This window comes from Shewanella morhuae (assembly GCF_003028295.1).
Taxonomy (GTDB): domain Bacteria; phylum Pseudomonadota; class Gammaproteobacteria; order Enterobacterales; family Shewanellaceae; genus Shewanella; species Shewanella morhuae.
The window spans coordinates 805,009-825,788 of record NZ_PYSG01000003.1 but is presented as its reverse complement, the minus strand read 5'-3'; the positions used below and the strand labels follow the sequence as shown (position 1 = coordinate 825,788).

Sequence of the window (20,780 nt, the reverse complement as noted above, 5' to 3'; positions counted from 1 at the left end):
GCCGCTTATCACTCCAAGACACGCTTCATTCCACCTTTAACGACACCCATGAAAAACCACAAAAAACTGGCCATTATATAGACCAAAATCCTTTGGTCAAAATTTCCTTTTCTAACAGAACCACCACCAATACTTAGCTCGCTTGTGCGGGTAACTCTATAACAGCAAAACCTAACTCTGTGGAAGCTAATTGTCGCGATAGGGCACCAATATTACCTGCTCCTTGAGTGAGTAATAAATCGCCTTCTTGCAATACATCAGGCAACACTTCGGCGAGTTGATCTGGGCTGGCAATAAAAATCGGATCTAACTGACCGCGCAGCCGAATTGAGCGACATAAGGCTCGGCCATCGGCCCCCGTAATAGGCGTTTCACCCGCACTATAAACATCGAGTAACAGCAGGCAATCGACTTGCGATAACACTTCAACAAAATCTTCGTACAAATCACGAGTACGAGTGTACCTGTGCGGCTGATATGCCATGACTAAACGTTTGTCAGGCCAACCCGCACGGGCCGCTTTAATCGTCGCAGCAACTTCACTGGGGTGATGGCCATAATCATCAACCAACATGACTTCACCTTTTGGCGTGGCAAACTTACCTAAATGCTGGAAACGACGACCTATACCTTGAAACTCCACTAGCGCCTGAATCATCGCGCTATCATCGATTTCATCTTCGGTCGCGACCGCAATCGCAGCTAAGGCATTGAGTACGTTATGTTGACCCGGTAAATTTAATACCAGATCAAGATCTTCTTTACCTTTACGCCTCACCGTAAAACTGCACTGATGCCCTTTCTGGCTGAAATTCAGCGCTTGCACATCCGCATCGTCACTAAAACCATAGGTCACGTGTTTACGGCCAATACGTGGCATGATTTCACGCACTACAGCATCGTCGATACACACCACAGCAACACCGTAAAACGGCAAGTTATGCAGAAAATCCACAAAGGTAGATTTCAATTTTTCGAAATCGCCACCATAGGTATCCATATGATCGGCTTCAATGTTTGTCACCACACTAACCATAGGCTGCAAATGCAAGAAGCTAGCATCGCTCTCATCGGCTTCGGCAATCAAGTAACGGCTAGTGCCTAACCTTGCATTGGTTCCCGCACTATTGAGCAAGCCACCAATCACAAAGGTAGGATCCCGCTCCGCTTGAGCGTACACACTGGCGATAAGACTGGTTGTGGTCGTTTTACCGTGAGTGCCCGCGATCGCCACACCATGGCGATAACGCATTAGCTCGGCCAACATCTCAGCGCGGCGAACAATAGGCACGCGTAATTCTTTAGCGGCAATGATTTCTGGGTTTTCCAGATTAATCGCCGTTGAAACGACGACGACATCAACTTGCTGTACGTTTTCAGCGGCATGACCAATTTGGATCTTAGCACCGAGTAAACATAATCTGTCAGTCACTGCATTTTGCGCGATATCCGACCCGCTCACCTGATAGCCTTCATTTACTAATACTTCGGCAATACCGCCCATGCCCGCGCCGCCAATGCCGACGAAGTGAATACGCTTAATACGGCGCATTTCTGGGATCATGCTTCTCAGTTGTGCGTATCTTTCTGTCTTAGTCATGCTTATCCTTTCTCAGCAAGGCTGATGCACACTGCGGCAACTTGTTCAGTCGCATCCAGTACCGCAACATCTCTCGCTCTTTGGCCCATACGGGCTAATTCTGTTCTGTCATTGGCCAGCAACTGTAATTTACTCGCCAGTATATTCACGTCCAAGATGGCCTGTGGCAATAGGAAAGCCGCACCAGCCTCAACCAATACTTGTGCGTTACGGGTTTGATGATCATCCACCGCATGGGGATAAGGCACCAGAATACTCGGTAGTCCTACCGCCGCTAACTCAGAGACCGTCAGCGCGCCAGCTCGGCACAATACCACATCAGCCCAACGATACGCGGCTTCCATATCATCAATAAACTCAGCGATATTCACGCCGCCATCTTGGCCTTGTTGTTGATAAGTCGCTTTGACACTAGCGAGGTTATCCTTACCTACTTGGTGCCACACTGTAACCGACTGCCGATGGCTCAGTATCGCAACTACCTCTGGCATAAGATCGTTAAATATCTTAGCCCCAAGGCTGCCGCCAACAACCAGCACTTTTAAAGCTTCATCAGCCTCTGGTTTAGGCTGCGCACCTAAGGCAATCAACTCTTGGCGAATCGGGTTGCCTACAACCTTAGCTTTCACTGTGGTAAAGGTATTTTTAAAGGCACATAACACTTGCGTCGCAATGCGCGACAGCAATTTGTTAGTCATGCCTGGAATGGCGTTTTGCTCATGCAACACCAACGGAATACCGGCCAATCTTGCAGCCACGCCACCAGGACCACTGGCGAATCCGCCCATGCCAAGCACTACATCAGGTTTAAACTCCGCAATCACGGCCTTAGCCTGCAATATTGAGCGTACCACTTTAAAGGGTGCAGCAAGCTTACGGAGTAAACCATTACCGCGCACACCTTTGATATCAATAAAATCAATATCAAATCCATATTGAGGGACTAAACGCGCCTCCATGCGATCAGCCGTGCCTAACCAACGCACTTGCCAACCCTGCTGCGCTAAATACTTCGCCACTGCCAGTGCCGGGAACACATGTCCTCCCGTACCACCTGCCATGACTAAAATACGTTTTCCTGTTGGGCTCATTACTTCAATCTCCCTTGCACGGCCTGAACTAACGTCATGCGCCGCTCGTAATCAATGCGTATCAACATCATGGTTGCTGCCGTCATGACCCATAAACTACTGCCACCGTAGCTGATAAAAGGCAAGGTCAGTCCTTTGGTCGGTAACATACCGATACTGGCACCGACATTCACGACAGTCTGAAAACAAACCCAAATACCAATCGCATAACCCAAATAACCCTCGAAAGGTTTATCCATAGCCAAGCACAAATTACCTAAACGAATCGCTCTTAATGCTACAAATAACAACACGAATAACACGGCGATAATACCAATAAAGCCTAACTCTTCGCCAATAACGGCAAAGATAAAGTCGGTATGAGCCTCGGGCAAGTATTCTAATTTTTGAATACTGTTACCTAAACCTTGGCCAAGCCAGTCGCCACGGCCATAGGCCATCAGAGATTGTGTTAATTGATAACCACTACCGAAAGGGTCTTGCCAAGGATCCATAAACGACGTTACTCGGCGCATGCGGTAAGGCTCTAACAATACCAAGGCAACAAACGCTAACACACCAGCGAAAATCAAAGCAAAAAAGTCGAGTAAACGTGCACCGGCCAAAAACAATAAACCCACAGTGCCAACAAACAATACCACCACAGTTCCTAAGTCTGGCTGCATCAAAATCAACACGGCATAAATAGCGAATACTGCAATGGGTTTATAGAAACCTTTCGCGTTTTCACGCACTTCTTGATGACGACGTACTAAATAACCAGCCATATAAATAGCAAAGGCAAACTTAGCCACTTCAGCCACTTGGATACGAATAGGCCCAAGGGATAGCCAGCGCGTTGCGCCGTTTACTGTAGTACCGACCACTAAAACTGCTAACAACATCAAGCCAACAACTAATAACAGCATTGGGCTCCAGCGCTGCCAAGTTTGCATTTCAACTCTAAGCACAAATCCAGCAATCACTAAGCAACCGACTAAATAACCCATATGACGAGTCATAAAATAAAACGGGTTTCCCGTGAGCGTTTGCGCCTCTGGCATAGAGGCTGACATTACCATCACAAAACCAAAACCAATCAAAGACAACACCGCAGTGAGTAAAGCGCGGTCGTATAATTGCACGCCCGGCACTTCGGTATCACGTTGCCAATTGGGTATCGCTAAACGTAAACGTCCCAAGAGGTTAAGTTGCCTTACATCACTCGCCATTGAGTTGCTCCACAAGGCCACGGAAATCATCACCTCGAGCCATGAAGTTACTGTACATATCTAAACTGGCACAGGCGGGCGATAATAAAACAATATCGCCAGAGGTCGCTAACTCCGTTGCCTTCGCAACCGCACCAGCCATAGAGTCCACTTTGATAGCTCCGGCTTTTAATGCCGCTATTTTGTTACCATCACGACCCAAAGTAATAAGATGCGTTACCTTAGCTAAAGCGGCAGTTAAAGGCGTAAAATCAGCACCTTTACCATCACCACCCGCAATTAGAATAATATCGCCTAAGTGATCACTTAAGCCATCAATAGCCGCTACCGTAGCACCGACATTGGTTGCCTTAGAGTCATTGACATAGGTAATGCCATTCTTTATTGCCACCACTTCGCAGCGATGGGATAGCCCAGTAAAAGTACGCGCCACCTCGGCCATGACTTGTTTACTCACATCAACAAAATCGACCAACGCCATAGCGGCAATCAGATTTGCGTGGTTATGGCTGCCAAGTAATGAAACTTCAGCTATTGGTACTATTTCACTACTGCCATGACAAATTTTGCCATCGCTAATACCCCATTCGTCACACTCAGGCGCAGCTAAGCCGAAACTATTTTGGTTCATAGGCTCTGGCGGTATGGTTAGCTTGTCATCACGATTAAATAACACTGCACGGCTCTGCTGATATAGACGTAATTTAGCCGCGCGGTAGGCGGCTAAATCGCTATATCTGTCCATGTGATCTTCACTGATGTTTAAACAGGTTGCCGCCACACATTTAAGGCTATGAGTCGTTTCTAGCTGAAAGCTCGATAATTCGAGTACGAATAAGTCTGCATTTTCATGCAATAAATCCAGCGCTGGCAAACCAATATTCCCACCGACGGCAACGGCAATACCCGCCTCTCTTGCCATCTCGCCGACTAATGTCGTGACGGTCGATTTACCGTTAGAACCAGTAATACCGATAACACAAGGTGTACGGTCAGCAATTTCTCGGGCAAATAGCTCAATATCGCCAATCACTTCGATACCCATATCCAAAGCAACACGTACTTCAGGGGTATACATGGCAATACCAGGGCTAATAATAATTTGGCTTGCCTGCACTAAATAACGGCAATCAAATCCGCCAGAAATCAGTTTCACATCAGGAAAAGATGTTAAGAGCGTCTCAGCACCTGGAGGCTGCCTGCGGCTGTCCATTACCAGTGGTGTAATGCCCTTTCCACATAAATAGCGCACGACAGACAAACCCGTCGCCCCTAAACCTAACACTATATGTGAATACTGATTTTGCATATTCTGCTACCTTAACTTCAACGTGGCTAAGCCAAGTAAAACGAGGAATATCGAGATAATCCAAAAACGTACAATAACTCGCGGTTCAGGCCAGCCCTTTAATTCATAGTGATGGTGTATTGGCGCCATACGAAAAATACGTTGACCACGTAACTTGTACGAACCCACTTGCAGGATCACCGACAGAGTTTCCATCACAAATACGCCGCCCATAATCACTAACAAAATCTCTTGGCGTACGAGTACAGCGATAGTGCCAAGTGCCGCGCCTAAAGACAGTGAACCCACATCACCCATAAAGACTTGCGCGGGGTAAGTGTTGAACCACAAAAAGCCTAAGCCAGCACCCACAATCGCCGTACAGACAATTACTAACTCACCAGAACCTGGCAAGTGTGGAATATGTAAGTAATTGGCAAACTGGGCGTGACCCGATAAATATGCAATCAAGGCAAACGCCGCAGCCACCATCACAGTCGGCATAATCGCCAAACCGTCTAGGCCATCAGTCAAGTTGACTGCGTTACTTGAACCCACAATAGTGAAATAGGCCAGTACGATAAACACGCCGCCGAGTTGCGGCATCACGTCTTTAAAGAAAGGCACAACTAGCTGGGTTTCACCTGGGTTTGCCGCTGTGGCATACAGGAAAAAAGCAATTAATAGCGCAGCTAAAGATTGCAGAATGTACTTCCAGCGTGCGATCAAACCTTTAGTATCTTTACGTACCACTTTACGATAATCGTCGATAAAGCCGATCAAACCGAAACTGGCGAGCACAAATAACATCACCCACACATAACGGCTACCGAGGTCACCCCACAACAATACGCTGATAAAGATTGCCGCTAATATCAGTAAACCACCCATAGTCGGCGTGCCACGCTTACTAAAATGAGATTCGGGACCATCGTTACGTACAATCTGACCAATCTGCAGTAATTGCAGACGCTCGATCATTTTAGGCCCCCACCATAGACTAAAAATCAATGCGGTTAATAAGCCCAAAATGGCTCGAAATGTCACATAGGAAAACACGTTAAACCCGGTGTAAAAACGGGTTAAATACTCCGCCAGATATACTAGCATTTACACTAACTCCCCACGCCCAAAGGCTATTGTTAGGCCATCCACGACCCGCTCCATGGCGGCGCTACGTGAACCTTTAACGAGAACCGTTACCTGTCCCGGCAACTGGTTGATATGCTTTATGAGTTTTTCGACTAACGTTGCCACGCTGTCATAGTGCTCCGCACCGAAAGCTTGGCTCGTGTGCTGGCTTAAGATTCCGGTACAAAACAAGGCATCAATCCCCTGTTGTTTGGCCAGTTGCCCCAACTCAGCGTGCAAAAGGGGCGCATTGTCGCCTAATTCGCCCAAATCTCCCAGTACCAAACAGCGATTTTCAGAAATTTCCTTTAACCAAGCAATGGCGGCACCCACAGAAACAGGATTTGCGTTATAGCTATCATCGATTAGGCGTACCCGCCCCAATTGGCTTGGCTGCATTCGTCCCTTAACAGGCGTTAACTGGCCTAAGCCTTCTGATATTTCTGCCAAACTTAATCCCAATGCAATACATACACTTGCAGCAGCAAGCGCATTACTCACCTGATGACGTCCAGCCAGCGGGAGCACCACTTGGCAAGATTCACCTGAGTAATTGAGCATAAAACGATAGCAACCTTCTGCATTGGCTTTATGGCCTGTTGCAATCACATCAATATGCCGTTTAGCCGCACCATCTTGCTGGGAGAAACTTAACTGCTTATATTGTCTCGCTTTTACGCTCATCACATCGGCGAAAGCATCATCGGCGTTAATAATGGCAGTGCCATCGGCTTGTAAGTGATTAAATATTTCTGACTTGGCCTGCGCGACACCCGCTTGCGATCCAAAACCTTCTAAATGAGCACTGCCAACATTATTAACCAGTGCAACATTTGGCCGCACAAGCCCCGAGGTGTAATCAATTTCTCCCTTATGATTCGCTCCGAGCTCAAACACACCAATTTCATCCGCTGGCGTTAAGCGTAATAACGTTAAGGGCACACCGATTTCATTATTAAAGTTGCCGGCGGTATACAATACTTGATGCTTAGCCGACAAAATGGTCGCGATCATTTCTTTTACGCTGGTCTTGCCGTTTGAACCGGTTAAAGCCACACAAATCGGATTGATTTGATCGCGCACATAGGCGCCAATCGCACCCATAGCCTTTTGGCAATCAGCCACGATCAACTGTGGAATATCAAAAGCTAACTCGCGCTCGACCATTAACGCCGCAGCGCCATTCTCAATTGCCGTAGCGGTAAAATCATGGCCGTCAAAACGCTCACCCTTTAACGCGACAAACAATGTTGCGGTGCCCATTTTACGGCTATCGCTGCTTAAATCTTCAATAGTGACATCGTCACCAACTCGATACGCACTTAAGTGTTGACTTAGTGTCTCGAGAGAAAGAGGGATCATCTTGATTGCTCCGATAATTGACGTGCCAGAGCGCGCTCATCATAGTCATGACGCACACCTGCCGCCTCTTGGTAAGTTTCGTGGCCTTTACCCGCCAGCAAAATAACATCGCCAGATTTAGCCAGTGCCACCACGTCTTTAATCGCTGTGATACGGTCAACCTGAGTCAACGCTTGCTGAGGATGAATAAACCCTTGGATAATATCGGTAATAATTTGTGCAGGATCTTCACTGCGCGCATTGTCACTGGTGATCATAATGCGATCAGCAAATTGCTCAGCCGCTCTGCCCATCAAAGGACGCTTGCCCTTATCTCGGTCACCACCGCAACCAAATACGCACCATAAATCACCCGCACAATGACGGCGTAGCGCATTTAAGGCTTGTTCAATGGCATCGGGTGTATGAGCATAATCGACCACTAAGGTGATGTTATCCACTGTAGTGAAACGCTCCATACGACCCGCTACGGCTGTTAGGTATTGCACTTGCTCGGCTAACGCTTTCATATCAAAACCTTGCAGATACAAAGCCGATAGCGCCGCGAGTAAATTTGATAGGTTAAAAGCACCAAGTAGTGGTGACTGGATTTGAGTCTCGCCCTCAGGCCACACTAAGGTTGCATTAACGCCTTGATCGTCAAACTTGGCATTTTTGGTATAAAAAGCCGCAGCTTGATTACCTTCAATACTAAAGCCCCACAATTGGGCTGGAATGTGTTTAAGTTCAGTCAACCAAGACGCACCAACTGCATCGTCAATATTCAACAAACCGTGACCTAAGCTGCTGAAACGAAATAGGCTTTGCTTAGCAGCGGCATAGCTTTCCATGTCGCCGTGGTAATCGAGGTGATCGCGCGTCAGATTAGTAAATACGGCAACATCGAATGGGACGGCATCGACGCGGCCTTGTACTAAACCGTGGCTCGATACCTCCATAGCGCAAACACTCGCGCCTTGAGCCTCAAACTCTTGCAGTTGACGCATTAAGGTAATTGCATCGGCGGTAGTATTGCCGCTATCGACTAATTCACCCCAGAGACCATTACCAAGGGTACCCATAACGGCGGCTTTACGGCCGAGCAAGGTTGTTAGCTGTGCAATCAGCTGGCTTGTTGAGGTTTTACCATTGGTGCCAGTAATGCCAATAATCCCAAGTGATGGCGTCGCGGCTGACTTGTGCGCTAAGGGGTAACGCTGGGCCGCGATTGCCGACACCTGACGATTTAGCTGAAAGAAATATATCTGCACGCCTTGCTCAACGTTATCGCTTTGCTGTATTGGTTCGCGCAGCAACACTTTGCCATGCTGGTCAGCATCATCCGTGTGGACCAATACGGCTGCCACACCTAACTCCAAGGCTTTTTCAATAAATTGTCTGCCATCGACCTTATGTCCTGGCAACGCCAAAAACACATCGCCGCGACGTATTGCGCGGCTATCTAAGGTCAAATCGTTGATGAACTGTGCGCCGGCATAATGCAGCCAAGGCGCGAGCAGATCTCGTAATAACATCATTCTGCTCTCCCAGCAGCAATACCCGCCAATTGCACTTGTTCTTTATCGGTAATGGGTTCAACGTTTAACATTTGCAGTGCGCCTGACATCACTTTGGCAAATGCTGGCCCCGCAACAGAACCACCATAATACAGATCGCCCTTAGGCTCGTTCACGACCACTACTATCGCTAACCTTGGATTATTCGCGGGGGCAATACCGGCAAATAAAGCCACATAATCATCGCCATAACCGCCAGCAACCGCCTTACGACTCGTGCCAGACTTACCTGCAACTGGATATCCATCAATATGCGCTAAAGTGCCTGTACCGCCTTTTTCCGTCACACTTACCATCATCTGCATCACATCGTGAGCCACACTTGGTGAAATTACTTGCTCGCCTACGGGGGGCTTTTTCAGTTTCATTATTGAAATTGGATATAAAGTGCCACCATTACCCAAGGTGGCATACATACGTGCAAGTTGCAGTGTGGTCGCAGTTAAGCCATAACCAAAAGACAGAGTGGCTCGCTCAAAGTCTGACCAACGGTGGCGGTCTTGAATCACACCAGCGCTTTCACCGGTAAGGTTTATGCCAGAAAAGCTGCCCAGTCCCATCGATTGATATGTGCCGAGTAACTGCTGTACGGGAATGGATAAAGCTAATTTACTAATTCCAACGTTACTAGATTTAGCCAAAATACGCGCCAAGCTCATATCGCCATAATTTGCAGGGTCGCGCACTTGGCGGCCGCCTAAACGCATCCATCCTGGAGACGTTGCAATTATATCGGTTGATTTTACGGTGCCAGCTTCAAGCGCAGCAGCTACCACAAAGGGCTTAATGGTCGAACCCGGCTCGAAGGTATCTGTCATGGCGCGGTTACGCATTCTGAAAGTTTGTAGATTGTCGCGCGCATTAGGATTGTATGAAGGCGTATTCACCATCGCCAAAACTTCGCCAGTGTGAACATCGAGCACAACGATTGAACCAGAGGTTGCTTGGTTCATCTCGGTAGTGCGTTTTAGCTCACGGTATGCAAGCTGCTGAATGCGGTGGTCAATACTCAGCACAAGATCGTTGGGGCTTTCACCTTCTTGTATAATATCAAGGCGTTCAACCACATGGCCATCACGTGATTTACGCACTTTTTGCTTAGAAGGCGTACCTGTTAACCAGCTGTTATAAGCATTTTCAACACCTTCAATTCCCACGTCATCGATGTTAGTGATGCCAATAAGCTGAGCGGTAATTTCACCACCGGGATAATAACGACGGGATTCAGATTTAAGGAATACACCAGGTAACTTAAGTTGAGTAATGTAATCTGCCACTGCGGGAGTAATTTGGCGTTTTAAGTAGGTAAAACGCTTAGTGGGATTACTGCGTACACGATCAAGAACATCTTCAACAGGCTCGTGCAGCACATCGGCTAAAGCTTGCCAACGGCGCATATCCGCAAAACCGTTGTTATCATTGACTTGTTTAGGGTCTGCCCAGACAGCACGCACAGGCACACTTACCGCTAGCATGTCGCCATTGCGGTCGGTAATCAAACCGCGCTGCACCTCACGGCTGGTAGTGCGCAAGGTACGCATATCACTTTCATGGCGTAATTTGTCAGGTTCAATAATTTGAATGTAAGCTGCGCGCCCCACTAGGCTGCAAAATAACGCACACACAAACCCCACCACCACGTATAAACGCCAATGGATCTGTTGTGGTTTTTGCGGTTTGCTTGCCCGTTTAGTTTTCGCTTGCCTAATCATATCTTCCCTATATTCACGGCACCTTTACCACAACTTCTTCGCTGGGTAATGGACGACTCATGTTGAGTTCCTTTGAGGCAATACGCGTAATGCGACTATGTTCGGTCTGCGATTGCTCTTCTAATAATAAATTACGCCATTCAATATCTAATCTGTCGCGCTCCTGCAGCAGCTGATCCCACTGGGTCGTTAGTTGACGAGTCGTATGGCTACCATAGACAACAGCAACGGCATTGCAGAGCACGAGTAGTGCTAATAACAATATCCATTTGTGCAGCCATAAATCGTGCAATACGATTTGTGGCAGATTAATCGAGGGCTTACTCACAGTGTGCCCCTTAGTAATCTAAACGCTCAGCAATGCGTAACACTGAGCTGCGCGCTCTGGCATTGCGTTCGATTTCTTCGTCAGATGGCATAACTGCTTTGCCTACGGCACGTAATTTACGCGACTTATTGATTTGTTCTTCAGTGATAGGCAAGCCGTATGGCACTTGTTCGCCTTGACTATGGCGACGAATAAAGCGTTTAACGAGACGGTCTTCTAAAGAATGAAAACTGATAACCGACAAACGTCCTTGGGGAGCGAGTACATTAACGGCCCCCTCAAGCGCTTGCTCGATTTGGTCTAACTCACTGTTGATATAGATACGAATAGCCTGAAATACACGAGTCGCAGGGTGCTTATTACGCTCTTTATTTTTAGTGATGCGTGCAATTAAATCGGCTAAATCTTTAGTGCGTAAAAAAGGTGTTTTTTCGCGGTCGGCTGCGATACAACGGGCGATATGCCGAGCATTTTTCTCTTCGCCATAGGTTTTGAATACCCACGCCATATCCTCAATTTCCGCACGAGCCAACCACTGAGCGGCCGTTTGGCCTTGGCTATTGTCCATACGCATATCAAGTGGTCCATCACGCATAAAACTAAAACCACGTTCAGCGTCGTCAAGTTGCGGTGAAGACACACCTAAATCGAGTAATACGCCATCAATTTTGCCCACAAGCCCAAGCTCTTCTACATAATCGGCTAATTGACCAAAACCACCATGAACGATTTGAAAACGGGGATCATCACTAAACTGTTTTGCCGCTTCGATCGCTTGAGGATCGCGATCGATTGCGATCAATCGACCATTCTCACCAAGATGCTGTAATACCTGTCTTGAATGACCACCGCGGCCGAACGTACCATCGATATAGATGCCATCGTCTTTGATGTTTAAACCGCCAACCGTTTCTGCAAGCAGCACGGATAAATGGGCAAATTCTTGACTCATTACTCTCTTCTTATTTAGTTAGCACGACTCGTTAAAGTGAAAAATCTGCGAGACGCTCGTTATTGGCAAGCTCCTCACTTCGAATCGTTTCCTGACACTCATCAATTTGCTGCAGCCAAGATTGCTCATCCCACAGCTCAAATTTGTTCAATTGTCCCACCAGCATGATGCGCTTATCTAAATTGGCATATTGTCTTAGCGGTGGTGGCAATAATATCCGTCCATTACCGTCCAGCTCCACTTCGTGGGCGTAACCGAGTAACAGACGTTTTAACGATCTCTGGGTTTTATCGGTATCGGAAAGCGTTAACAACTTAGCTTCGATCAACTCCCATTCATGGATTGGATACAAGAGTAAACAAGCGGATTGGATGTCGACAGTAATCACGATGCGGCCCTGGTGCTCAAGCTGCAAAGGTTCGCGGTATCGCACTGGAATAGCGATCCGTCCCTTTGTATCTAAGTTGATCGCACTGGCTCCACGAAACACGCTAATTCATCCTATCCTTTGGTTTTTGATCCACAAATATCCACTATTTCCCACAACTGCTAAGTTTAGGGACAGTCGACAAGCAATGTCAAGGGATGGGATCCTTTTATAAATCCAGTAGGCAAGCGGGTTAGCAGCATGTTGGGCACTTAAGTGAGTGCCAAGAAAAAACACTAGAAACGAGCTAAACAGAAGGAAGTACAGCAATAAGTACGCTGATATACTCAGCAACCTTTATTTTTCAGACGTTTGCGATGAAATAAATCGCGGATTATTTCTATTGGTAGAGAGTTTTACCGGTGGATAAATAATCTAAAGCGTACAAAATGATAAAATAAGCCTCACTTTGGTCTTCTTCGTTAGTCAAAAAAGAGTAAAAAAGAGCATAACAGCTAAATTTAAATTCTAACTAAAGACGTTATAAATTTGTAGGTAATGGAAAATTAATGTGACAAAAGGGGTGAAGATCAAAAAATAGACAATATTAGCAAAATAATTATAACAATATCGCTTGATGGACCTTTGTCTTTATTCTCTAATAATGGCCAACAATCAGCACATAGCCTACATATTAACCGAAGTTTGCCGATATGATGGTAACAGGGATAAAACAAGGAGGCGTTATGAGTGGATTAGATAGCATTTATGCCATGCTGGCTCAGCCAGTCAAAGCGGTGTTGCACCCCAAACGGGTCGTCGACCAAGTTAGCAGTGCTACGGCAAATGCCGCTGATAGCCACGAGAGCCCGCAATCGCAATTACCACCCACATTAGAAGGTCGCGATACTAAGGTTAGAGAACGGCGCAAAGATTCTAATCGTAATAAGAATAAGCAACGCCGCGCATCGGATGAACCTGAGGTATTAAAAGAAGGTGTTGTGCTTGAAGTAACGGACGATGTCGCTGACATTCAAAAACAATCCAGCCGACACATTATTGATATAGAAGTATAAAAATATGCTCAGTGGCGCTATCCACTCAAAATAGCTGCTTTATAAGCATTAACATAAAAGCAGCAATCGAGTTACGACAAAAAAACCATGCCTACGCTCGAGCAGCGACGCGAGCGATATCATAAAAGCTAAATAACCTGAACTCGGGATAATGAGTGTCGAAAAATCTAAATTTAACAAACTAAATCAATGCTATAAATAATTAGTTTGAAACGAAAAATCTATTTTCTGACTGAATGCGCAGATTTTTGCGCATATCAAGGCGCTCTGTCGTGTGCCATAGCGAGCTATGGTTAGACAGAGCAACGCAGAGAGGCCCGAAAAGATGCCTATTCAGCGATTCTGCTTATCCCGAGCTCAGGTTAAATACGTTAAGAACGAGTTCTGGCGACTGCATCCTGCCAACCAGTATATAAACGCGCCCGAGTCTCTACGTCAATATTGGGGATAAACTGTTTATCAATACAAGCCTTATGCTCAAGCTCTAAAGCACTGTCCCAAAAGCCCACAGCAAGCCCAGCTAAAAATGCGGCGCCCAAAGCCGTTGTCTCACAAACACTGGGTCTGAGTACTTCAACATTAGTGATATCGGCTTGAAACTGCATTAAAAAATCATTTGCTACCGCGCCACCATCAACCTTTAAACGCTTAAGACTCACACCACTATCTTTGGTCATGGCATCGAGTAAATCTCTACTCTGATAGGCTATCGACTCTAACGCCGCCCGAATAATATGATTACGGTTCGCGCCACGGGTTAATCCAAACAGTGCGCCGCGCGCATTGGGATCCCAATAAGGTGCACCAAGCCCCACAAAGGCAGGAACGAGATATACACCATGAGTATCTACAACCTTAGAGGCAAAATACTCGGTATCGCTAGCATCACGGATGAGACCCAGTTCATCCCGTAACCATTGAATCGTCGCGCCGCCCATAAATACTGAACCTTCCAGCGCGTAATTAACTTCCCCCATAGGACCAACTGCAACAGTTGTCAGTAAACCATGGTTCGAACGTACCGCTTTTGTCCCTGTATTCATCAGCAGGAAACAACCTGTGCCATAGGTATTTTTCGCCATTCCAGGCTCGACACATAACTGACCAAAAAGCGCCGCCTGTTGATCGCCCGCAATTCCTGCTACTTGGATTTCACTGCCTTCACCGGCAATCCGAGTGGTGCCATATACACTACAAGATGGTTTAACCTCAGGCAGCATAGATAAAGGAATCTCTAAGGCTTTAAGTAATTTATCATCCCAAGCCAGATTATGAATATTAAACAACAGTGTACGGGCCGCATTAGTGGGATCGGTAACATGTACTTTTCCTTCGGTTAACTTCCACACCAACCATGTATCAATAGTGCCGAATAACAATTCTCCACGCTCAGCTTGCGCACGAGCATTGGGAACATTGTCGAGTATCCATTTAATCTTAGTGCCTGAAAAATAAGGGTCAAGTAATAGACCGGTGTTGTCTCGAACATACTCTTCAAGCCCTTGGGCTTTGAGCTGCTCACAGATCTCCACGCTACGGCGACACTGCCACACTATCGCATTATAGATAGGTTTACCTGTGGCCTTCTCCCAAATGACAGTGGTTTCCCGTTGATTGGTAATACCAATAGCAGCCACTTCATCACTATGAATACCCGCTCGCGCTAACACTTCTATCAATACTGAACTTTGACTTGCCCAGATTTCCATAGGATCGTGTTCAACCCAACCAGGATTAGGGTATAACTGAGTAAACTCCCGCTGAGACATGCTGACAATATTGGCGTCATGATCAAACACTATCGCCCTAGAGCTTGTCGTACCTTGATCTAAGGCCACCACGTATTTTTTCTGCACACTGTTACCCTACTTAAATTATCGAGCTACCACTTTTGCACGACCGAGGAAATGACGGACTACTTAACCTGTAGAGACGCAGAGCTTATCCCGAACTCAGGTTGCTTATCTTATAAATATATTTGTAATTGAACCCCATGACCAGCAGCGTGTTGTATAAATATGCTTACCAAATAAAATAACACCCACAAAAAAGCCCTGAAAATTCAGGGCTTTTTTATGATTAATAAAGATTACATCTTGTAGCTCATTTGGATACCCGCAAGCCATACATCACCGCTCGCGTCACCGTTAAAGTTAACTGTCGCTAAGTTCAGTAAGTTTTGCTGTTCGTTGATAGGTGCATTACCCGTGGCTTTGAGGTAAGTCACCGCAAAATCAACATTCAGGTTTTTAGTTGCCTGATAACCTGCTCCAACAGAGAACCACAGACGGTCAGAGTCTGGGATCGTAGTAGTACGCCACTCATCCGTCGCGGCGGTTTGATCTAAAGCCACACCCGCACGGACTAACCAATCATTATTCACTTGATAAGTCGTTCCCAACGCGAAACGCCAGTTATCTTTGAAATGTTCTTCCTTAACTAAATCAGACTCTAAATCACCTTTAGGTTTAACATCTCCAGGGAAATAAGCCACCAGTTGATCAAATACACTCCAATCTGTCCAGTTTACGCTAGCATGCATGGCCCAGTTATCGGTCAATTGGTGATGGGAAGCAATTTCAGCAAACGCTGGTAACTCAAGCGGTAAATAGCCTTCAATAGAAACATCCTGCCCACCAGTATATAACACACCAGAAGCATGACCATCTAAGTCCAGCTTAACGCCACTGTGGTAAGCAAAACCGATACGGTGAATAGAGTTAATCTGCCAGCTTGCCCCTAACTGCCAGCCATAACCGACATCATCACCTTTCATGCTTTTCAGCTCAGTGCCACCAGCAGGTAACATGCCAGCCACTTGAGGCGGCAGCGCAGGTTTAATACCATCAACCCAACCTGGTAACGATGCACCAATTTCACCTTCACCATAAACAATACGTACACCACCGCCTACGCTGACAGCATCATTAATGCGGTAAGCAATATTAGGATTAAATTCAACTGTGGTGACCGAAGTCTTATTACCAAAAATAGCGGCGGCATGGGTTGCTGGTAACTCAGTGGCTAAACCATAGTTTGAATTAACGGCTAAGCCCCAAGTCCATTGGTCACTTAACTGATTTGAATAATAAAAGTTAGGTACAAGCGCATTATCGGCGACATCCAGCGCATCACCACCTTTCATTTCTACCGGGGTTGGGCTAAGTAGTGGCGAGCTTAGGCTTACATCACCTTTCACATCAACGTTTGGCATTACATAAATGCCTCCCGCAGATAACTGACGCCCCTCAAGGTAAGTCAGCATGGCAGGATTACGCGCTTGAGCGGAGGCGTTATCCGCCATAGCGGCTTCACCGGCAAAGGCGCGGCCTAAACCTGTGGCAGAATATTCGGCTAATTGAAAACCAGCGGCGTGGAGTTGAGTCGTTGAAGTTAACAAAGCTGCAGTAACAGCTAAAGTTAGAAGACGTTTTTGCATTGTTATTCTCTAATAATATTATTGTTATCTGTACTACTTGAATGAGTACTGTGGCGTTCAGGCAAAATAGAGTAAACACTCCATGTTGAATGCGAAGCAGTTTACTTATGCAGAAGATGTTTGCAACCAAAGGAGATAAAACAGATAAAAACACTGACAAGCCACAGCTTTAAAACAGATTTAGTGACCGATATCACCATTTAAACAGGATTTAACCTTTTTTAGCTCAATATTTATTCGCGGGAATGGTTGGTGAAAAACTCATGAATTAAAAAATAAACAACATAAACATACACATATACACGTAAAAAACTAAAACACTTGTAACGCATTCAAAGTTAATAAATTCAGCATAAATCACTGCCACTTACAAAATAAAAAATATGGAAATAATGTTGGTCATTTTATTTATTTAAATACAGTTAGTTATGTTTTTATCGCATTGAGGTTTAAAACAAAAGTGCCTAAGCATACACTTAAGCACTAAAAAGCTCACATAACAACAGTACAAATGTACGCTGAAATTCTAACGGCACCAGCCTTGGATTCGCGTTTCGTATTCACTTATCTGCGCCACATGGGACAAGGTCAGCCCAATTGCATCTAAACCGTTTAGCAGCTTATGCCTTGCCGATTCTGCCAGCGTAAAACTAAACTCGGCGCCCGACGGTGAAATTACTTTGCAGGCAGTAAGATCAACCGTGATCTCTGCACCTTCTTGCGCCGCCACTTCGTCCATCAACTGGCGCACCTGCGCGTGAGTTAATGCCACCGGTAATAAGCCATTATTGATTGAGTTACCGTAAAAAATGTCGGCAAAACTGGGAGCAATAATCGCCCGTAGGCCAAAGTCAGCCAGTGCCCAAGGCGCATGTTCGCGGCTTGAGCCACAACCAAAATTTTCCTGCGACAACAGAATCGATGCGCCTTTATAGCGGTTTTGATTCAATGAAAACTCAGGGTTAGGCTTATCGCCCGCATCATCTAAATAACGCCAGTCGTGGAATAAGTGCACGCCAAAGCCATCGCGCGTGACCTTAGATAAAAACTGTTTCGGAATGATCTGATCCGTATCGATATTGCTACTGTCGATCATGACCGCAAGCCCGGTATGGGTGGTAAAAGGTTGCATTAACTTCTCCTCTTGGGGTTACGGTAATTAGTAAGGTTTGCGAATATCAACAAAATGCCCAGCCACCGCAGCGGCAGCGGCCATTGCCGGGCTCACTAAATGGGTGCGACTACCACGGCCTTGGCGACCTTCGAAGTTACGGTTACTGGTCGAGGCGCAGCGATCGCCCGCTTCTAATCTGTCATCGTTCATCGCTAAACACATAGAGCACCCTGGTAAACGCCACTCAAATCCCGCTTCGATAAAGATTTTGTCTAAGCCTTCGGCTTCAGCTTGCGCTTTCACTTGTCCAGAACCGGGCACCACAATCGCGGTGACGCCACTCGCCACTTTACGGCCTTTAGCATGCATAGCTGCGCTGCGTAAATCTTCAATACGCGAGTTAGTGCAAGAACCGATAAACACCTTGTTGATACTGATATCCGTCATCGGAGTGCCTGCATTTAGGCCAATATATTCTAAAGCCTTTTCCATACTCGCACGGGTACTTGGATTGGCTTCATGACTAGGATCTGGCACTTTACCATCGATTGCCACGACTTGGCCGGGGTTAGTGCCCCAGGTTAGTTGCGGCGCAATATCGGCGGCATCGAGTATCACAGTCGCATCAAACACCGCACTGTCGTCGGTTTTAATCGATTTCCAGTGAGCGACGGCTTCAAGCCAATCTTCGCCCTTTGGCGCAAACTCGCGGCCTTCTAAATAGTCGAAAGTAGTTTGATCTGGCGCGACCATGCCTGCCTTGGCACCCATTTCAATCGCCATGTTACACACTGTCATGCGGCCCTCCATAGACAGAGCTTCAATCGCCTCACCACAAAACTCAACTACATAACCTGTGCCGCCATCCATGCCGATTTTACCAATAATCGCCAACACAATATCTTTAGCGGTGACGCCATCAGTCACCTGACCACGCACTTCAATCTTCATGGTCTTAGCTTTTAACTGACGCAAAGTTTGCGTTGCTAAAACGTGCTCAACTTCTGATGTGCCAATCCCAAATGCCAATGCACCAAAGGCGCCGTGGGTTGCGGTATGGGAGTCGCCACAAACAATCACTGTTCCGGGCAGGGTAATGCCCAGCTCAGGACCCATTACATGCACTATTCCTTGATTAGGATGGTGAATATCATATAGACGCACGCCAAAGTCTTTACAGTTTTGCGCTAACGTTTCAACTTGGGTGCGTGCCATCGGACTTAGGGCGTCTAAGCTGGCGCTGCGGGTCGATGTGTTGTGATCCATAGTGGCAAAGGTTTTTTCCGGTGCGCGCAGTTTACGGCCCGCCACCTTCAAACCACTGAATGCTTGTGGAGAGGTCACTTCATGGACTAAGTGCCTGTCGACATAAATGATTGGCGCTTCACCCTCAGGAGAAGCAACGATATGAGCATCCCACACTTTTTGATACAAGGTCTTTGCGTTTGTCATTACACACCTTCCTTTACAGCATTGGCGATAAAGTCACCCATTTCTACCGTCGATTTCGCTGCACTACGTTTGTCGCTGCTCAGCAATTCACCGGTTAAATAGCCAGAGTTCAAAGCTTTACTTACAGCGCGCTCAATCGCACCCGCCGCTTCTTCTTGTTTTAAGCTGTGACGCAACATTAATGCTGCCGACAGAATTTGCGCGACAGGGTTAGCGATTCCTTTACCCGCGATATCTGGTGCACTACCGCCTGCTGGTTCAAATAAACCAAAGCCACTACTATTCATACTTGCCGACGATAACAAGCCCATAGAGCCCGTTAACATAGCAATTTCGTCAGATAAAATGTCACCAAACAGGTTAGAACATAACATCACATCAAACTCATCGGCGCGGCGCAGCAACTGCATCGTCGCGTTATCAATATAGATATGCTCAAGCTCAACATCAGGGAAATCGACTGCGACTTCTTCAACCACTTGTCGCCACAACACTGAGCAAGCCAGTACGTTAGCTTTATCCACAGAAGTCACTTTTTTACGGCGACCACGGGCGGCTTCAAAGGCAATACGCGCGATGCGGCTAATCTCGCGGCGGCTATAACGCATGGTATCAAAGGCTTCTTCATTCTCGCCTTCACCTTGGCGGCCCTTTGGCTTACCAAAATAAATACCGCCGGTTAGCTCACGCACACATAAAACATCAAAGCCACGGGCCGAGATATCGCTACGCAGCGGGGACATATGCTCTAGGCCATCGTGCAATTTAGCCGGGCGCAGGTTGCAGAACAGTTCAAAGTGACCACGTAGAGGCAATAGCGCGCCGCGCTCAGGTTGTTCATTCGGCGGTAACTTTTCCCACTTAGGGCCACCGACTGAACCAAATAAAATTGCATCAGCCGCTTCACAACCCTTTAGCGTGGCATTGGGTAATGGGCAACCGTGGTTATCAATAGCAATACCGCCGACATCGTATTGCGTGTATTCGATATCCAGATTGAAACGCGCTTCCACCTCACGCAGCACTTTACGCGCTTCTGCCATGACTTCTGGGCCAATACCATCACCTGCTAACACTGCTATTTGATAACTCATACGCCAG

17 protein-coding genes are annotated in these 20,780 nt (G+C 46.7%); 1 reads left to right on the top strand and 16 read right to left on the bottom strand.

Annotation, left to right across the window (positions count from 1 at the left end):
* Positions 1–133 precede the first annotated feature (133 nt).
* The 11 genes from murC to mraZ are packed head-to-tail and all read right to left on the bottom strand — an operon-like array spanning position 134 to position 12,721.
* Positions 134–1,600, bottom strand: a complete 1,467-nt coding sequence (murC, locus tag C9I43_RS18280) for a UDP-N-acetylmuramate--L-alanine ligase (protein WP_076497090.1) — start codon at positions 1,598–1,600, stop codon at positions 134–136.
* A gap of 2 nt (positions 1,601–1,602) precedes the next feature.
* A complete protein-coding gene (gene murG / locus C9I43_RS18275) occupies positions 1,603–2,691 on the bottom strand; it encodes an undecaprenyldiphospho-muramoylpentapeptide beta-N-acetylglucosaminyltransferase (protein ID WP_107885058.1) in 1,089 nt (362 codons plus the stop codon).
* Positions 2,691–3,902 (bottom strand): cell division protein FtsW, encoded by a 1,212-nt coding sequence (gene ftsW, locus C9I43_RS18270; protein WP_107885056.1) that lies wholly within the window; start codon positions 3,900–3,902, stop codon positions 2,691–2,693. The genes murG and ftsW overlap by 1 nt, the downstream gene beginning before the upstream one ends.
* Positions 3,892–5,211 carry a UDP-N-acetylmuramoyl-L-alanine--D-glutamate ligase gene (gene murD / locus C9I43_RS18265; RefSeq protein WP_107885054.1) on the bottom strand — a complete coding sequence of 440 codons (1,320 nt, stop codon included), beginning with the start codon at positions 5,209–5,211 and terminating at the stop codon, positions 3,892–3,894. The genes ftsW and murD overlap by 11 nt, the downstream gene beginning before the upstream one ends.
* A 6-nt stretch (positions 5,212–5,217) precedes the next feature.
* On the bottom strand, positions 5,218–6,300 hold the full coding sequence (gene mraY, locus C9I43_RS18260) for a phospho-N-acetylmuramoyl-pentapeptide-transferase (protein WP_107885052.1): 1,083 nt from the start codon (positions 6,298–6,300) through the stop codon (positions 5,218–5,220).
* Positions 6,301–7,683 carry a UDP-N-acetylmuramoyl-tripeptide--D-alanyl-D-alanine ligase gene (locus C9I43_RS18255; protein ID WP_107885049.1) on the bottom strand — a complete coding sequence of 461 codons (1,383 nt, stop codon included), beginning with the start codon at positions 7,681–7,683 and terminating at the stop codon, positions 6,301–6,303.
* A complete protein-coding gene (murE, locus tag C9I43_RS18250; protein ID WP_107885046.1) occupies positions 7,680–9,200 on the bottom strand; it encodes a UDP-N-acetylmuramoyl-L-alanyl-D-glutamate--2,6-diaminopimelate ligase in 1,521 nt (506 codons plus the stop codon). Before murE ends, C9I43_RS18255 begins: the two co-directional genes overlap by 4 nt.
* Positions 9,197–10,951, bottom strand: coding sequence for a peptidoglycan D,D-transpeptidase FtsI family protein (locus tag C9I43_RS18245; RefSeq protein ID WP_076497097.1), 1,755 nt, complete (start codon positions 10,949–10,951; stop codon positions 9,197–9,199). The genes murE and C9I43_RS18245 overlap by 4 nt, the downstream gene beginning before the upstream one ends.
* 13 nt (positions 10,952–10,964) lie before the next feature.
* Positions 10,965–11,279, bottom strand: coding sequence for a cell division protein FtsL (gene ftsL / locus C9I43_RS18240; RefSeq protein ID WP_076497098.1), 315 nt, complete (start codon positions 11,277–11,279; stop codon positions 10,965–10,967).
* 10 nt (positions 11,280–11,289) lie between these two features.
* Positions 11,290–12,231, bottom strand: a complete 942-nt coding sequence (rsmH, locus tag C9I43_RS18235; protein WP_076497099.1) for a 16S rRNA (cytosine(1402)-N(4))-methyltransferase RsmH — start codon at positions 12,229–12,231, stop codon at positions 11,290–11,292.
* 31 nt (positions 12,232–12,262) lie between these two features.
* Entirely contained in the window at positions 12,263–12,721 is a 459-nt protein-coding gene (gene mraZ / locus C9I43_RS18230) for a division/cell wall cluster transcriptional repressor MraZ (protein ID WP_076497100.1), read from the bottom strand.
* Between the two features lie 623 nt (positions 12,722–13,344).
* On the opposite strand from mraZ, the gene C9I43_RS18225 reads away from it, so the two are divergent.
* Entirely contained in the window at positions 13,345–13,674 is a 330-nt protein-coding gene (locus tag C9I43_RS18225; RefSeq protein ID WP_076497101.1) for a hypothetical protein, read from the top strand.
* Between the two features lie 371 nt (positions 13,675–14,045).
* Here C9I43_RS18225 and glpK read toward each other — a convergent pair whose 3' ends face one another.
* The 5 genes from glpK to leuB form a co-directional block, all read right to left on the bottom strand.
* Positions 14,046–15,530, bottom strand: coding sequence for a glycerol kinase GlpK (gene glpK / locus C9I43_RS18220; protein WP_107885044.1), 1,485 nt, complete (start codon positions 15,528–15,530; stop codon positions 14,046–14,048).
* 233 nt (positions 15,531–15,763) lie between these two features.
* A complete protein-coding gene (locus tag C9I43_RS18215) occupies positions 15,764–17,113 on the bottom strand; it encodes an outer membrane protein transport protein (RefSeq protein ID WP_107885041.1) in 1,350 nt (449 codons plus the stop codon).
* A gap of 526 nt (positions 17,114–17,639) precedes the next feature.
* The gene (leuD, locus tag C9I43_RS18210; protein WP_076497104.1) at positions 17,640–18,245 is read right to left on the bottom strand and encodes a 3-isopropylmalate dehydratase small subunit; all 606 of its coding nucleotides are present in this window, start codon (positions 18,243–18,245) and stop codon (positions 17,640–17,642) included.
* A gap of 27 nt (positions 18,246–18,272) precedes the next feature.
* Positions 18,273–19,679, bottom strand: coding sequence for a 3-isopropylmalate dehydratase large subunit (leuC, locus tag C9I43_RS18205; protein WP_076497105.1), 1,407 nt, complete (start codon positions 19,677–19,679; stop codon positions 18,273–18,275).
* On the bottom strand, positions 19,679–20,773 hold the full coding sequence (gene leuB, locus C9I43_RS18200) for a 3-isopropylmalate dehydrogenase (protein ID WP_107885039.1): 1,095 nt from the start codon (positions 20,771–20,773) through the stop codon (positions 19,679–19,681). The genes leuC and leuB overlap by 1 nt, the downstream gene beginning before the upstream one ends.
* Between the last annotated feature and the right edge of the window lie 7 nt (positions 20,774–20,780).